This is a genomic window from Burkholderia sp. BCC1047, assembly GCF_902833155.1.
In the GTDB taxonomy this organism is placed as follows: domain Bacteria; phylum Pseudomonadota; class Gammaproteobacteria; order Burkholderiales; family Burkholderiaceae; genus Burkholderia; species Burkholderia sola.
On the sequence record NZ_CADFEH010000045.1, the window covers coordinates 46891 to 62154 of the forward strand.

The 15264-nt window shown below is 67.6% G+C and carries 13 protein-coding genes; 8 read left to right on the forward strand and 5 right to left on the reverse strand.

Annotation, left to right across the window (positions count from 1 at the left end):
* The first annotated feature begins 27 nt into the window (after positions 1–27).
* Entirely contained in the window at positions 28–861 is an 834-nt protein-coding gene (gene hpnD / locus HWX55_RS32060) for a presqualene diphosphate synthase HpnD (RefSeq protein ID WP_175978627.1), read from the forward strand.
* Between the two features lie 10 nt (positions 862–871).
* On the opposite strand, the gene HWX55_RS32065 is transcribed toward hpnD, so the two are convergent.
* The 3 genes from HWX55_RS32065 to HWX55_RS32075 form a co-directional block, all read right to left on the reverse strand.
* Positions 872–2092 (reverse strand): DUF1501 domain-containing protein, encoded by a 1221-nt coding sequence (locus tag HWX55_RS32065; RefSeq protein WP_175978628.1) that lies wholly within the window; start codon positions 2090–2092, stop codon positions 872–874.
* Positions 2093–2159: 67 nt separating this feature from the next.
* Positions 2160–3665: a DUF1800 domain-containing protein gene (locus HWX55_RS32070; protein WP_175978629.1), complete on the reverse strand. Its 1506-nt coding sequence runs from the start codon at positions 3663–3665 to the stop codon at positions 2160–2162.
* Positions 3666–3799: 134 nt separating this feature from the next.
* Positions 3800–4078: a hypothetical protein gene (locus tag HWX55_RS32075; protein ID WP_006478566.1), complete on the reverse strand. Its 279-nt coding sequence runs from the start codon at positions 4076–4078 to the stop codon at positions 3800–3802.
* Positions 4079–4345: 267 nt separating this feature from the next.
* On the opposite strand from HWX55_RS32075, the gene ompR reads away from it, so the two are divergent.
* The 4 genes from ompR (at position 4346) to HWX55_RS32095 (ending at position 7816) form a co-directional block, all read left to right on the forward strand.
* Entirely contained in the window at positions 4346–5071 is a 726-nt protein-coding gene (gene ompR, locus HWX55_RS32080; RefSeq protein WP_004199523.1) for a two-component system response regulator OmpR, read from the forward strand.
* Between the two features lie 41 nt (positions 5072–5112).
* Positions 5113–6474, forward strand: coding sequence for an ATP-binding protein (locus tag HWX55_RS32085; RefSeq protein WP_050013296.1), 1362 nt, complete (start codon positions 5113–5115; stop codon positions 6472–6474).
* Between the two features lie 189 nt (positions 6475–6663).
* Entirely contained in the window at positions 6664–7212 is a 549-nt protein-coding gene (locus HWX55_RS32090; protein ID WP_006478563.1) for a peroxiredoxin, read from the forward strand.
* A 76-nt stretch (positions 7213–7288) separates the two neighbouring features.
* On the forward strand, positions 7289–7816 hold the full coding sequence (locus HWX55_RS32095) for a carboxymuconolactone decarboxylase family protein (protein ID WP_050013297.1): 528 nt from the start codon (positions 7289–7291) through the stop codon (positions 7814–7816).
* Between the two features lie 124 nt (positions 7817–7940).
* On the opposite strand, the gene ispF is transcribed toward HWX55_RS32095, so the two are convergent.
* A complete protein-coding gene (gene ispF / locus HWX55_RS32100) occupies positions 7941–8426 on the reverse strand; it encodes a 2-C-methyl-D-erythritol 2,4-cyclodiphosphate synthase (protein WP_175978630.1) in 486 nt (161 codons plus the stop codon).
* Between the two features lie 29 nt (positions 8427–8455).
* Positions 8456–9166, reverse strand: a complete 711-nt coding sequence (gene ispD, locus HWX55_RS32105; RefSeq protein WP_050013299.1) for a 2-C-methyl-D-erythritol 4-phosphate cytidylyltransferase — start codon at positions 9164–9166, stop codon at positions 8456–8458.
* A gap of 19 nt (positions 9167–9185) precedes the next feature.
* Between ispD and mfd the strand changes: the two genes are divergently transcribed.
* From mfd to HWX55_RS32120, 3 genes are all read left to right on the forward strand, one after another.
* Positions 9186–12743 (forward strand): transcription-repair coupling factor, encoded by a 3558-nt coding sequence (gene mfd / locus HWX55_RS32110; RefSeq protein WP_175978631.1) that lies wholly within the window; start codon positions 9186–9188, stop codon positions 12741–12743.
* Between the two features lie 104 nt (positions 12744–12847).
* Positions 12848–14068 (forward strand): acetylornithine deacetylase, encoded by a 1221-nt coding sequence (gene argE / locus HWX55_RS32115; RefSeq protein WP_089488555.1) that lies wholly within the window; start codon positions 12848–12850, stop codon positions 14066–14068.
* Between the two features lie 60 nt (positions 14069–14128).
* Entirely contained in the window at positions 14129–15148 is a 1020-nt protein-coding gene (locus tag HWX55_RS32120; RefSeq protein WP_175978632.1) for a threonine/serine dehydratase, read from the forward strand.
* Positions 15149–15264 lie beyond the last annotated feature (116 nt).

Sequence of the window (15264 nt, forward strand, 5' to 3'; positions counted from 1 at the left end):
CGAACCCGCCCCCACCCGATTTCGCCCGTGAACTTCGACGACTACTGTCAGCAAAAGGCCGCCCCCGCCGGCTCCAGCGTCTACTACGCGCTGCGCCAGGCGCCGCTCGCCACGCAGCCGCGCCTGACCGCGCTGTTCGCGCTGCGCCGCGAACTCGAGGAAACCGTCAAGGAAACCAGCGATCCGACCGTCGGACACACGAAGCTCGCGTGGTGGCACAAGGAACTCGCGACACTCGCCGACGGGCAGCCGTCGCACCCGGTCACGAAGGCGCTCGCGCAGCATCACCCGGCGATCGCCGCGGAAGCCGATGCATTGCGCACGCTCGTCAACGGTTACGGGATGGACCTCGAACAGGCGCGCTACCTCGATTTCGCGAACCTGCAGCGCTATATCGCGCAAGTCGGCGGCACGTTCGCGTCGCTGGTTGCGCGCGCCAGTTCGCCGAACCCGGCCGATCCGCAGCCGTGGGCCGCGGACGTCGGCCGCGCGCTGATGCTCGCGCAATTCGTGCAGGAGCTCGGCAACGACGCGCGCCACGGCCGCATCTATTTGCCGATCGACGAACTCCAGCGCTACAACGTGACCGCGGCCGATCTGCTGAATCGCCGCTACAGCCCGGCCTTCACCGAATTGCTGCAATTCCAGACGACCCGCGCGCGCGACGCGCTCGCAGCCGCCGATGCGGCGATTCCCGCCGCCGAACGCCGCGCGCAGCGCACGCTGCGCGCGCAGCTCGCGCTGGCCGGTGCGCTGCTCGACGAAATCGCGCGCGACGGCTACCAGGTGCTGCACCAGCGCATCGCGCTGACGCCGATCCGCAAGCTGTGGATCGCGTGGCGCGCCGCGCGCCGTCGCTAATCCGCCCGCATCAAGCCTTCAGCAGCGGCAGCGTGTCGAAACGCTGCTGCAGCACGCGCGTCGCATCGAGCCCCCACCACGGCCCGAGCACGGTCGCGTAAAGCTGGCGGAAATCGACCGCGACCGGCAGGTTGCCGTTGCCATCGAGCCGCCCGAGCGCCGGCGGCGCACCGTACAACCCGCCCGCCACGCGGCCGCCCATCACGAAATGCGGCGCGGCCGTGCCGTGATCGGTGCCGTTGCTCTGGTTCTCGCGCACGCGCCGCCCGAATTCCGCATACGTCATCACGAGCGTCTCGTTCCAGCGCCCGAGTTCGATCAACGCCGCGCGCATCGCGCTCATCCCGTCCGCGAATTGCTTGAGCAGCGCGGCGTGCTGCCCCGGCTGGTTCTGGTGCGTGTCGAAGCCGTTGAGCGTCAGGCGCAGCACCGCGACACCGTCCTGCGCGCCGGGGCCGGACGCTTCGCATGCGGCCAGCACCTGCATCGCGGTCTTGACCGACGTGCCGAACGCGCCGGCCGGAAAGGCCGTCCTGAATTCGCGCATCCCGCCGCGCGGGCGCAGCCGGTCGGCCGCCTTCACGATGTCGTTCTCGACGTCGATGATGTGCGCGAGCGCCGGGTTCTGCTCGCGCAGCGACGACGGTTCGGCGAGCCGGGCCGCACGGATGAACTGCGCGGGATTGACGAGCGCGATCGCGCGCGCGCCGTTCGACAGCGGCCCCATCTCAGCGCTGCCGAGCACGACGCCGTCCGCCGCGAAACCGGGCGGCACGGGCGCCTGCGCGAACGTGCGCGTGAGCCAGCCTTCGTGCAGGTACTGATCCGAGCGCGACGCGGTGTCCCAGATCTCGATCGAACGGAAATGCGACAGGTTCGGCTGCGGGTAGCCGACCCCCTGCACGACCGCGACCTGCCCGTCGCGCCACAGCGGCATCAGCGGCGCGAGCGACGGGTGCAGCCCCGTCTGCGCGTCGAGCTGCAGCACCTGGTCGCGCTTGATGCCGATGCTGCGCCGGAGCGGGTAATACAACGGATCGGCATACGGCACGACCGTGTTGAGGCCGTCGTTGCCGCCCTTCAGCTCGACGAGGATCAGCACGTTCGCATACCCGGTCGCGGACTTGCGCCCGGCCGGCGTCGCGGCAGCCGCCATCGCGGGTGCCTGCCACATCGATACGCCAGCGGCGGCCGCGGCGCCCGTGAGCGTCAGAAAATCACGTCGGTTCATCGCACATCCTTTGGTTCGCCGCCCGGCGCCTGCGCCGCGGCGGCTGCCCGCTTCGTCGTCGTTTGCATCATTTCAGTTGATAGGCCGGATCCATCAGCAGCGCCTCGAGATATGCGCTGCCGGTCGAATCCGTGTCGATCGCCGCGACCGGCGAAAGCTGCAACACCGCGTGCTGCAACTGCAGTTCGGTCGACAATCCCGCGACCGCCTGCGGCCGCGCGCGATATTGGGCGAGCCAGCGTTCGAGGTCGAAACGCAGGCCGCCGCGCGCCGGCTTCGCCGGCAGGCCGCGCGGGCCGACGGCGGACGCCGTGTCGATCACCGGCATCGCGTGCGCACGCGCGTTCGGCGGCGGCGCCATCGCGCCGCGGGCCGGCGGCCGCATGCCGGCCGTCTCGGTCGCGCGGAACAGCTGCTCGACGAACTGCTTGCGCGACAGCAGCGTGGTGCTGTTGATCCACAGCGCGCCGCCCGGCCAGCCCTTCACGTTCGGCGGATAGAACAGGTTCTGCCCGAGCGTGCGCACGGTGTTCGCAAGCATCTGCGGATCGCCGTACGCCACATCGAACAGCCGCACCGAGCCGACCACGAACTCCGCCGGCGACTTGACGAGCACGCCGCGGTTGCGCGGATCCCAGAACGCGTCGGTCGACCACAGCGCGGCGAGCGCCGCGCGAATGTCGTAGCCGCTCGCGCGAAACCGTTCGGCGACCGCATCGAGCGCGTCCGGCTCCGGCGTATCGGACACGAACTCGCGCCACAGCTTGCCGGCGATGAAGCGCGCGGTGCCCGACCGCTTCAGCAGGATGTCGAGAAAACCGTCGCCGTCGAACGGCCCGGTTTCGCCGAGGATCGTCTTGTCGCCGGCATCGTGCCAGTCGGGCTGCACCGCGAAGCGCAGCGTATCGGGATCGACCGTCCAGCCCGTCATCGCGCGCGCGGCTTCGGTCACGTCGTATTGCGTGTAATGCCCTTCGCCGAGCGTGAACAGCTCCATCACCTCGCGCGCGAAATTCTCGTTCGGCCGCCCCTTGCGATTGCTCGCGCCGTCGAGATACTGCAGCATCGCCGGATCCTTCGCGACCGCGTGCAGCAGCGTGCCGAAGTTGCCGAGCGCCTCGCGGCGAAACAGCGCGTTCTGCGCGGCCATCGTCTGCGGGTAAGGCACCTTGTCCTGTCCGGACGTGAAATGCCCATGCCAGAACAGCGTCATGCGCTCGGTGAGCGGCGACGGCGTCGCGACCATCTCGTTGACCCAGGCCGCGCGCAACGCGTCGTAGCGGCGATTGCGCTCGCGTTGCTCGTCGCGCCGCATGTCGGGCGTCAGCGCCTGACGCTGCGCGCGCGTCGGCGGCGGCTCGGCGAGCCAGTCGGGCCACGTCGTGACGGGTTCGCGTCGCGCACTGCCGAGCGTGTCGGCGACGACCTGCGCGCGCGTCATGCCGACGATGCGCGCGACCTCGGCGGGCGCAGGAGAGAAACCGGTGCGGCTGAGGAAAAACAGCGCGTCGTCGGCATCGAGCGGCGACTGCATGGCAGGCGACGGCGCCGGTGCGGCAGCGTTCGCTTTCATCGTCATGGACTCCGGGAACGCACCGGCGGTGCGGATGCCCGTACAACGGCATTCGGCAGCAGAAAGTTGACGGAAAAAGTGCTACGAATTCTTTCCGCGCGGACCTTTCCGCGCAAGAAGAACGACGGCACGCATCAGCGCTTGTACAGCTCGCGAACGGCGTCTTCGATGTGCTGGCGCAACAGGTGTCGCTCTTCGGGCGTCATGTGCCCGTCGCGGCGGCGCTGTTCGAGATCGGGAGGCACGGCGGAACGGACCGTCATATCGGCGGCGCGATCGGGTTGCGGCGCTTTGCCGCGCGGCAGCTTGCGCGACGATGCGCCCTGCTCGGGGCGCTGCGCATACGCGAAGTTCGACGCATACGGACCGGCAAGCGCGATCGTCAGCATCAGTGCAATCCGGGCAGATCGCATGACCGTCCTCGCTTCTTTGGTCGATTTGTTCCCTTCGTCACGCGGCAACCGGCTACCTCTGGTACTTGAAAAACCCTGCGGAATTCGGGTGTGCAAAGATGAAAGATGGAGTGCAGGGGAGTATCTACCGAATTTCGGCTTCGAGTAAAGGAATCTCTATAGCCTGCCTTTACTCGGCGCGACACTACGGGTAAATTTTGTAACCGACTGTAACGCACGAAAATCCCCGGCCGTGCGTCAATTCCCATTCGCGATAAGATGCCGATCATGGAAACGAAAAACCCCTCCAAGATTCTCGTCGTCGACGACGACCCTCGCCTGCGCGATCTGCTGCGCCGCTATCTCGGCGAACAGGGTTTCAACGTCTACGTCGCGGAAAACGCGACCGCGATGAACAAGCTCTGGGTACGCGAGCGCTTCGACCTACTCGTGCTCGACCTGATGCTGCCGGGCGAAGACGGCCTGTCGATCTGCCGCCGGCTGCGCGGCAGCAACGACCGCACGCCGATCATCATGCTCACCGCGAAGGGCGAAGACGTCGATCGCATCGTCGGCCTCGAGATGGGCGCCGACGATTACCTGCCGAAGCCGTTCAACCCGCGCGAACTGGTCGCGCGCATTCACGCGGTGCTGCGCCGCCAGGCGCCGGCCGAACTGCCGGGCGCGCCGTCGGAAACCACCGAGGTGTTCGAGTTCGGCGAATTCTCGCTGAACCTCGCCACGCGCACGCTGACGAAGTCCGGCCAGGAAATTCCGCTGACCACCGGCGAATTCTCCGTGCTGAAGGTGTTCGCGCGCCATCCGCGCCAGCCGCTGTCGCGTGAAAAGCTGATGGAACTCGCGCGCGGCCGCGAATACGAAGTGTTCGACCGCAGCCTCGACGTGCAAATCTCGCGCCTGCGCAAGCTGATCGAGCCGGATCCGGGCAGCCCGCGCTTCATCCAGACCGTCTGGGGCCTCGGCTACGTGTTCATCCCGGACGGCGCCGCCTGAGCTTCTTCCTTCCCGGTTTCGCCCCGCCCACGGCCCGTCCCATGCGTATCGACCGGCGCCTTTTGCAGCTCGCGTTCGGCGGGCTGTTCTGGCGCACCTTCCTGCTGATCGCGCTGCTGATCTCGGTCAGTCTCGCCGCGTGGTTCCAGAGCTTTCGCGTGATCGAGCGGGAGCCGCGTGCGCAGCGCGTCGCGCTACAGCTCGTCGCGGTCGTGAAGCTCACGCGCACCGCCCTGCTCTATTCCGATCCCGACTTGCGGCGCGCGCTGCTGCAGGATCTCGAGAGCAACGAGGGCGTGCGCGTGTACCCGCGCGAGAAAACCGACAAGTTCAAGCTGCAGCCCGACGAATCGCTGAACCGCCTGATCGAACACGACATCCGCAGCCGCCTCGGCGACGATACCGTGATCGCGCAGTCGGTCAACGACATTCCCGGCGTCTGGATCAGCTTCAAGATCGACGACGACGATTACTGGGTCGCGCTCGACCGCGACCAGCTCGACAACGTCACGGGCCTGCAGTGGGCCGGCTGGGGGCTGTTCGCGCTCGCGCTGTCGCTGTTCGGCTCCGCATTCATCACGAGCCTCGTGAACCGGCCGTTCTCTCGGCTCGCGCTCGCCGCGCGCCAGGTCGGTTCGGGCCAGGCGCCCGAGCCGCTGCCCGAGCGCGGGATGGGCGTCGCGGCCGACACCAACCGCAGCTTCAACCAGATGGTGCGCGACCTCGAACAGCTCGAGGCCGATCGCGCGCTGATGCTCGCGGGCATCTCGCACGACCTGCGCACGCCGCTCGCGCGGCTGCGGCTCGAAACCGAGATGAGCCCGTCCGACCAGGCGACCAAGGACGCGATGGTCGACGACATCGAACAGATGGACCGCATCATCGCGGCCTTCATCGACTACGCGCGCCCGTCGCAGCGCAAGCCCGAGCCCGTCGACCTGTCGTCGGTCGCGCACGAAGTCGCCGCGCGCGTGTCGGGCGAGGACGGCGTCGAGATCCGCACGCGGCTCGCGCCGAGCGCGATCATCGAAGCCGATGAGACCGACATGCGGCGCGTGATCGGCAACCTCGTCGAGAACGCGCGCAAGTACGGCCAGAGCAAGCAGGACGGCATTTCGCGCATCACGCTCGAGACGCGCGTGTCGCATGCGCGCGTCGAGCTGTCGGTGAGCGACGAAGGCCCCGGCATTCCCGAGGATCAACTGCCGCTCGTGATGCGGCCGTTCTACCGCGTCGACACCGCACGCACCAAGGCGGACGGCACGGGCCTCGGGATGGCGATCGTGCTGCGGCTCGTCGGCCGCTATCGCGGCGCGCTGCGCCTGCGCAACCGCCACCCGGAAGCCGGCCTCGAAGTCACGTTGGAATTCCCCGGCGCCGGCAAGGCGCGTGCGACCGCGTGACACGCTCGCGCACGCATCTTGCGCGTCACACTATCGATCCAGTTGACAAAAGCTATGAGGGTCGTTAGTCAAAATCTATTGAAGCGACTTACTAATAGTGTTATAGTTTTCCCCATGCTGTCACATCATCGTTGCAGCACCGAGGTAGCTTGACTCAGTCTTCTTCCCAACTCACACAGGAGTATCCGCATGAAAACCGTGGGCGATAAACTCGAAGCTTTCACCGTCGTAGCCGCGAAGCCGGGCTTCAATAATCACGAGGAAAACGGCCAGTCGGCGTTCGAGACCGTCACCGAAGCGTCGTTCCCGGGCAAGTGGAAGATCATCTACTTCTATCCGAAGGATTTCACGTTCGTGTGCCCGACGGAAATCGTCGAATTCGCGAAGCTCACGAAGCAGTTCGAAGAGCGCGACGCCGTCCTGCTCGGCGGCAGCTCGGACAACGAATTCGTCAAGCTCGCATGGCGCCGTGAGCACAAGGACCTCGACAAGCTGAACCACTACTCGTTCGGCGACGTCAAGGGCGAACTGATCGACCAGCTCGGCGTGCGCGACAAGGAAGCCGGCGTGGCCCTGCGTGCAACGTTCATCGTCGATCCGGACAACACGATCCAGCACGTGTCGGTGAACAACCTGAACGTCGGCCGCAGCCCGGAAGAAGTCCTGCGCATTCTGGACGGCCTGCAAACGGACGAACTCTGCCCGTGCAACCGCGCAGTCGGCGGCGCAACGCTGTAAGCGTAGCAATGCACGAAGCCCGCGGCGCACGTCCTGCCTGCGGGCTTTTTTAACGGCCAACCCATAGGAGATATCAATGGAATTCATCGACTCGATTAAGGCGCGTATCCCCGACTACGCGAAGGACATTCGCCTGAACCTGGACGGCACGATCTCGCGTTCGTCGCTCGAAGGCACCGACGCGGTCGGCGTGGCGCTGGCGGCGGCCATCGCGGCGAAGAGCACGGTGCTCGTGAAGACGATCCGCGAAGCCGGCGTGCTGTCGCCCGAAGAGACCAACGCCGTGCTGACGGCGGCCGCGCTGATGGGGATGAACAACACCTGGTATCCGTATGTCGAGATGGCCGACGACGCCGACCTGAAGACGCAGCGCGCCGAATTGCGGATGGGTGCGTACGCGACGCACGGCGGCGTCGACAAGCGCAAATTCGAGATGTACGCGCTCGCCGCGTCGATCGTCGGCAAGTGCCACTTCTGCGTGAAGTCGCACTATGCGCTGCTGAAGAACGAGCAAGGAATGACGACGACGCAACTGCGCGACGTCGGCCGCATCGCGTCGGTGATCAACGCCGCCGCGCAGGTGATCGCCGCCGAAGGCGAATAAACGGTTCACGGCACGCGGCCGTGAGCCGCGCCTGCTGCAAACGAAAATGCCACGCACTCGCGTGGCATTTTTCATTTCGGCGGCGCGGCGTGGGGCGCGAACCGCACGCCGCTCGGGCCGGACGTCAGCCGCCCTGCTTCACCAGCAGCGCGGCCGCCTGCGCTTCGATCCCCTCGCCGCGGCCGAGATAACCGAGCTTCTCGTTGGTTTTCGCCTTCACGTTCACGCGATCGAGCGGCAGCCCGAGATCGGCGGCGATGTTCGCGCGCATCCCGTCGATATGCGGCGCGAGCTTCGGCGCCTGCGCGATCACGGTGCTGTCGACGTTCTGGATCGTGAAGCCGGCCGCCTTCACGCGCTCGGCGCACGCGCGCAGCAGCACGCGGCTGTCCGCGCCCTTGAACGCGGCGTCCGTGTCGGAGAAATGGCGGCCGATGTCGCCGAGCGCCGCCGCGCCGAACAGCGCGTCGGTAATCGCGTGCAGCAGCACGTCCGCGTCCGAGTGGCCGAGCAGGCCGCGCGCGTACGGAATCGTCACGCCGCCGATGATGAGGGGGCGCCCTTCGACGAGCTGGTGCACGTCGTAGCCTTGTCCGATTCTGAAATCCATGCGTAATCCGGTTTGAGATGAGGTGAAAGTCAGGAAGCGTTCGCGGGGCGCGCGAGGATCGCCTCCGCGAGCGCGAAATCTTCCGGGTACGTGACCTTGAAGTTGCGCAGGCTGCCCTGCACGACGCGCGGCGTGTGGCCGGCCCATTCGATCGCGCTAGCCTCGTCGGTCAGGTCGTGCCCTTCGCGCTGCGCCTGCAGGATCGCGTCGCGCAGCATGCCGATGCGGAACATCTGCGGCGTCTGCGCCTGCCACAGCGCGTCGCGCGACTCGGTGCGCGCGATCGCGTCGCCGCCGGCCGGCACGCGCTTGAGCGTATCGGCCACCGGCAGCGCGACGATCCCGCCGACCGGGTCGTCCTTCAGCGTCGCGACCAGCGTGCGGATCAGCGCCGGCGTGATGCCCGGGCGCGCGGCGTCGTGCACGAGCACCCAGTCGTGGTCGGTCGCGCCGAATTCGGCCAGCTCCAGCAGCCCGTTCAGCACCGACGCCTGCCGCGAGCCGCCGCCGCAGCGGCGCACCGCGAAGCGCAGGCCCGCGAAGCGGCGCGCGTCGAAATGGGAATCGTCGGGCGCGAGCACGACGAGCGTCTGCGCGAACTCGCTGCATGCGTCGAACGCGGCGAGCGTGTAGTGCAGCAGCGCGCGGCCGGCCAGCGTGCGGTATTGCTTCGGCACGGCCGAACCGGAACGGCTGCCCGTGCCGGCGCAAGGAATCAGGGCGAAAAGTCGGGGAGTCACGAAGGGAAACGCCGGAAAGGTGAAATCGAGAAGCGGATTTTATAATAGGTCTTTCGTCTCGACCGGCGCACGCGATGCGCCCGTGCACGCCACCCCTGTCGTCCCTATGCCAGATAACGCTTCCACCCCGTCCGCTTCACCCGTTGCCCGCGTCAAGCCCGGCCAGCGTTTTGCCTTCGACGGCGCGCACGGCTCCGCCGACGCGCTCGCCATCGCCCGTTATCTCGCCGACAACCGCCAGGACGTGCCGCTCCTCGCGGTGATCTGCGCGAACGCGGTCGACGCGCAGCGGCTATCGCAGGAAATCCGCTACTTCTCGCCCGATGCGCGCGTGCGCCTGTTGCCCGACTGGGAAACGCTGCCGTACGACACCTTCTCGCCGCACCAGGACCTCGTGTCCGAGCGCCTGGCCACGCTGCACGACCTCGGCGAGGGCCGCTGCGACATCCTGCTCGTGCCCGCGACCACCGCGCTGTACCGGATGCCGCCCGCCTCGTTCATGGCCGCGTACACGTTCGCGTTCGCGCAGGGCGAGCGGCTCGACGAGGCGAAGCTGAAGGCGCAGCTCACGCTGGCCGGCTACGAGCACGTGAGCCAGGTCGTGCGGCCCGGCGAATACTGCGTGCGCGGCTCGCTGATCGACCTGTACCCGATGGGCTCGCCGCTGCCGTACCGGATCGACCTGTTCGACGATCAGGTCGATTCGATTCGCGCGTTCGACCCCGACACGCAGCGCAGCCTCTACCCGGTGCGCGACGTGCGCCTGCTGCCCGGCCGCGAGTTCCCGTTCGACGAAGCGGCGCGCACGGCCTTCCGCAGCCGCTGGCGCGAAACCTTCGAAGGCGACCCGAGCCGCGCGCCGATCTACAAGGACATCGGCAACGGCGTGCCGTCGGCCGGCATCGAGTACTACCTGCCGCTGTTCTTCCACGAGACGGCCACGCTGTTCCACTACCTGCCGCAGGACGCGCACCTCGTGTTCACCGGCGATCTCGACGCGTCGATCCGCCGCTTCACGGCCGATACGAAGCAGCGCCACGCGTTCCTCGCGCACGATCGCGAGCGGCCGATCCTCGAGCCGCAGCGGCTGTTCCTGTCCGACGAGGATTTCTTCGCGTTCGCGAAGCCGTTCGCGCGCGTCGTGCTGCCCGCGCAGCCGGCCGGCGGCTGGGCGACCGGCCTGCCCGAACTCACCGTCGACCGCCATGCGGACGATCCGCTCGCGTCGCTGCGCACGTTCGTCGAATCGTCGGGCAAGCGCGTGCTGCTGACGGTCGAATCGGCCGGCCGCCGCGAGACGATCCTGCAACTGCTGGCCGAACACCACCTGCGCCCCGCGTCGAACGACGACTTCGCGGGCTGGCTCGCGAGCGACGAACGCTTCGCGCTCGGCGTCGCGCCGCTCGCGAACGGCTTCGCGGTGCCGGGCGAAGGCTATGCGATCGTCACCGAAACCGAGCTGTACGGCGCGCTCGGCCGCCGCGCGGGCCGCCGCCGGCAGGAACAGGCGAGCAACGTCGACGCGATGGTGCGCGACCTGTCGGAGCTGAAGGTCGGCGATCCGGTCGTCCACGCGCAGCACGGCATCGGCCGCTACATGGGCCTCGTGTCGATGGATCTCGGCGAAGGCGAAACCGAATTCCTGCATCTCGAATACTCGGGCGACAGCAAGCTCTACGTGCCCGTCGCGCAACTGCACGTGATCTCGCGCTACAGCGGCGCCGATCCCGACAGCGCGCCGCTGCACGCGCTCGGCTCCGGCCAGTGGGAGCGCGCGAAGCGCAAGGCCGCGCAGCAGATCCGCGATACGGCCGCCGAGTTGCTGAACCTGTACGCACGCCGCGCGGCCCGCGAAGGCCATGCGTTCTCGCTCGACCCGCGCGACTACGTGAAATTCGCGGAAAGCTTCGGCTTCGAGGAAACGCCCGACCAGGCCGCGGCGATCGCGGCCGTGATCGGCGACATGACGAGCGGCAAGCCGATGGACCGCCTCGTGTGCGGCGACGTCGGCTTCGGCAAGACCGAGGTCGCGCTGCGCGCGGCATTCATCGCGGTGCTCGGCGGCAAGCAGGTCGCGCTGCTGTCGCCGACCACGCTGCTCGCCGAGCAGCACACGCAGACCTTCGCCGACCGCTTCGCGGACTGGCCGGTGCGGATCGTCGAGCTGTCGCGCTTCAAGACCGCGAAAGAAGTGAACGCGGCGATCGCGCAGATCAACGAAGGCAGCGTCGACATCGTGATCGGCACGCACAAGCTGCTGTCGTCGGACGTGCAGTTCAAGCGCCTCGGCCTCGTGATCATCGACGAGGAACACCGCTTCGGCGTGCGCCAGAAGGAAGCGCTGAAGGCGCTGCGCGCGGAAGTCGACGTGCTGACGCTCACCGCGACGCCGATCCCGCGGACGCTCGGGATGGCGCTCGAGGGGCTGCGCGATTTCTCGGTGATCGCGACCGCGCCGCAGAAGCGGCTCGCGATCAAGACCTTCGTGCGCCGCGAGGAGGAAAGCGTGATCCGCGAGGCGATGCTGCGCGAGCTGAAGCGCGGCGGCCAGGTGTACTTCCTGCACAACGAGGTCGAGACGATCGAGAACCGCAAGGCGATGCTCGAGGCGCTCGTGCCGGAGGCGCGCATCGTGATCGCGCACGGCCAGATGCACGAGCGCGAACTCGAACGCGTGATGCGCGATTTCGTCGCGCAGCGCGCGAACGTGCTGCTGTGCACGACCATCATCGAGACCGGCATCGACGTGCCGAGCGCGAACACGATCATCATGCACCGCGCGGACAAGTTCGGCCTCGCGCAGCTTCACCAGTTGCGCGGCCGCGTCGGCCGCTCGCACCACCAGGCGTATGCGTACCTGCTGGTCCACGATCCGCAGTCGCTGACCAAGCAGGCGCAGCGCCGGCTGGAAGCGATCCAGCAAATGGAGGAACTGGGCTCGGGCTTCTATCTCGCGATGCACGACCTCGAGATCCGCGGCACCGGCGAGGTGCTCGGCGACAAGCAGTCGGGCGAAATCCACGAGATCGGCTTCCAGCTCTATACGGACATGCTGAACGACGCGGTGAAGGCGCTGAAGAACGGCAAGGAGCCCGACCTCACCGCCCCGCTCGCCGCGACGACCGAAATCAACCTGCATGCGCCCGCGATCCTGCCGGCCGACTACTGCGCGGACGTGCAGGAGCGGCTGTCGCTGTACAAGCGGCTCGCGAACTGCGAGCACGGCGACGCGATCGACGGCATCCAGGAGGAATTGATCGACCGCTTCGGCAAGCTGCCGCCGCAGGCGCACGCGCTCGTCGAGACGCACCGGCTGCGGATCGCCGCGAAGCCGCTCGGCATCGTGAAGATCGATGCGAGCGAGGTCGCGATCGGGCTGCAATTCGAGCCGAATCCGCCGATCGACCCGATGCGGATCATCGAGATGGTGCAGAAGCATCGCCACATCAAGCTCGCGGGCCAGGACAAGCTGCGCATCGAGACGCGCTCGCCCGATCTCGCGATCCGCGTATCGACGATCAAGGAAACGCTGCGCGCGCTCGGCCCGAAACAAGGAGCGGCCGTCGCGGCCCGCTGATGCCATCCTGACGGGCGCGACGTTGCTGCACCGCATCGCGCCCGACGAAGGCGGGCCGGCGCGTTTTTGAGTATGATTTCCCATTCATCAGACGGAGTTTTGCCATGTCCACTCTCGACGCGACGGCGCCGTCCGCCGCCACCGAAGGCGACGCATCGCTCGTCAGCCTGCCCTGGGTCAAGCAACTCGTGTCGATGGACACGACGAGCCGCGTGCCGAACCTCGGCCTGATCGAAACGGTACGCGACGCGCTCGCCGCGAAGGGCATCGCGTCGACGATCACGCACGATCCGCGCGAGGGCTGGGCGAACCTGTTTGCCACCGTGCCCGCGCACGACGGTTCGACGAACGGCGGCATCGTGCTGTCGGGCCACACCGACGTCGTGCCGGTCGACGGCCAGCAATGGGACAGCAACCCGTTCGCGCCGGAAATCCGCGACGGCCGCCTGTACGGCCGCGGCACCTGCGACATGAAGGGCTTCATCGGCGCGGCGCTCGCGCTGCTGCCCGAGATGCAGGCGACGAAGCTTGCGAAGCCGATCCATTTCGCGCTGTCCTACGACGAGGAAATCGGCTGCGCGGGCGCGCCGCTGATGATCGCCGATCTCGTGAAGCGCGGCGTGCAGCCATCGGGCTGCATCGTCGGCGAGCCGACCAGCATGCGGCCGATCATCGCGCACAAGGGCATCAACGCGTACCGCTGCTGCGTGCGCGGCCACGCCGCGCATTCGTCGCTGACGCCGAAGGGGCTCAACGCGATCGAGTATGCGGCGCGCCTCATCTGCCACATCCGCGACATCGCCGACCGTTTCCGTGCCGAAGGCCCGTTCGACGAGTTGTACGACGTACCGTTCACGACCGCACAGACGAGTACGATCCAGGGCGGCAACGCGATCAACACGGTGCCGGCCGAGTGCCGCTTCGACTTCGAATTCCGCAACCTGCCGACGCTCGATCCCGAGCAGATCTTTACGCGCATCGAAGCGTATGCGCAGCAAACGCTGCTGCCGCAGATGCGGCGCGAGCATCCGAACGCCGCGATCGAGTTCTCGAAGATCGCCGCGGCGCCCGGCCTCGACGCAACCGAACAGGCGGCGATCACGCAGCTCGTGCGCGCGCTGACGGCCGACCAGGACAAGCGCAAGGTCGCGTACGGCACCGAGGCCGGGCTGTTCGAACGCGCGGGCATCCCGAGCGTCGTGTGCGGGCCCGGCAACATCGAGCAGGCGCACAAGCCGAACGAATATGTCGAGCTCGCGCAGCTCGCCGGCTGCGAGCAGTTCCTGCGCAAGTTCATCCGCAGCATGTCGGTCGACGCGCACTGACTGCCTCCCGCCACGCCGGCCCACGTGTGCGGGCCGGCCCACTCCGCCACCCGCCACGTCATGTCGACTGAACAACAGGGCACTGCCCATGCGACGATCGACGGCGAGCCGATTCCGACGCTCGACGAAATCGCCGCGCAGCATTTCGCGTTGTCGCCGTGGGTCGCGCGCACGCCCGTGTTCGAACGCGCCGACCTGCCCTCCCTCGAAGGCACGCACGTCAACTTCAAGTTCGAGTTGCTGCAGGCAAGCGGCAGCTTCAAGGCACGCGGCGCGTTCACGCATCTGCTCGCGCTCGACGAAGTCCGCAAGAACGCCGGCGTCACCTGCGTGTCGGCCGGCAATCATGCGGCGGCCGTCGCGTATGCGGCGATGCGGCTCGGCAGCAGCGCGAAGGTCGTGATGTTCCATACCGCGAGTCCGACGCGCATCGCGCAGTGCAAGCAGTACCGCGCGGAAGTCGTGCTGGCCGGCAGCGCGTCGCAGGCGTTCGATCTCGTGCGGCGCATCGAGGCCGAGGAAGGCCGCTTCTTCATTCATCCGTTCAACGGCTATCACACGATCCTCGGCACCGCGACGCTCGGCTACGAATGGGCGACGCAGACGCCGGACCTCGACGCGGTGATCGTGCCGATCGGCGGCGGCGGGCTCGCGGCCGGCATGGCGACCGCGCTGCGGCTCGCGAACCCGCGCGTGCACGTGTACGGCGTCGAGCCGGAAGGCGCCGACGCGATGAGCCGCAGCTTCGCGGCCAATCACACGATCAAGATGAGCGCGATGCAGACCATCGCCGATTCGCTGATGGCGCCGCACACCGAGGAATACAGCTACCAGCTGTGCCGGCACCACCTCGACCGCATCGTCACCGTCTCCGACGACGCGCTGCGCGCCGCGATGCTGTTCCTGTTCTCGCACCTGAAACTGTCGGTCGAGCCGGCCTGCGCGGCCGCGCTCGCCGCGCTGCTCGGCCCGCTGCGCGAAACGCTGCAGGGCAAGCGCGTCGGCGTGCTGCTGTCGGGCACGAACACCGATCCCGCCACGCTCGGCATGCATCTCGCGCACGCGCAACTGCAGCACTGACGCCGCATCCCGCGTGCGCAGGCCCTAGCAGGCTGTTGAAAAGCGCCTCGTTCCGACGATCGGGGCACTGTTTAAAAGGGTTTCGTATGCGATTGGCCGCTGAGTTGCTGACGAAT

What these genes read in the sequence shown, in the direction of transcription:
- argE (WP_089488555.1), top strand. Translation starts at nt 12,848, where the DNA reads ATGTCCACTCTCGACGCGACGGCGCCGTCCGCCGCCACCGAAGGCGAC.
- HWX55_RS32090 (WP_006478563.1), top strand. Translation starts at nt 6,664, where the DNA reads ATGAAAACCGTGGGCGATAAACTCGAAGCTTTCACCGTCGTAGCCGCG.
- HWX55_RS32085 (WP_050013296.1), top strand. Translation starts at nt 5,113, where the DNA reads ATGCGTATCGACCGGCGCCTTTTGCAGCTCGCGTTCGGCGGGCTGTTC.
- HWX55_RS32070 (WP_175978629.1), bottom strand. Translation starts at nt 3,665, where the DNA reads ATGAAAGCGAACGCTGCCGCACCGGCGCCGTCGCCTGCCATGCAGTCG.
- HWX55_RS32075 (WP_006478566.1), bottom strand. Translation starts at nt 4,078, where the DNA reads ATGCGATCTGCCCGGATTGCACTGATGCTGACGATCGCGCTTGCCGGT.
- HWX55_RS32065 (WP_175978628.1), bottom strand. Translation starts at nt 2,092, where the DNA reads ATGAACCGACGTGATTTTCTGACGCTCACGGGCGCCGCGGCCGCCGCT.
- HWX55_RS32120 (WP_175978632.1), top strand. Translation starts at nt 14,129, where the DNA reads ATGTCGACTGAACAACAGGGCACTGCCCATGCGACGATCGACGGCGAG.
- HWX55_RS32095 (WP_050013297.1), top strand. Translation starts at nt 7,289, where the DNA reads ATGGAATTCATCGACTCGATTAAGGCGCGTATCCCCGACTACGCGAAG.
- ispF (WP_175978630.1), bottom strand. Translation starts at nt 8,426, where the DNA reads ATGGATTTCAGAATCGGACAAGGCTACGACGTGCACCAGCTCGTCGAA.
- ompR (WP_004199523.1), top strand. Translation starts at nt 4,346, where the DNA reads ATGGAAACGAAAAACCCCTCCAAGATTCTCGTCGTCGACGACGACCCT.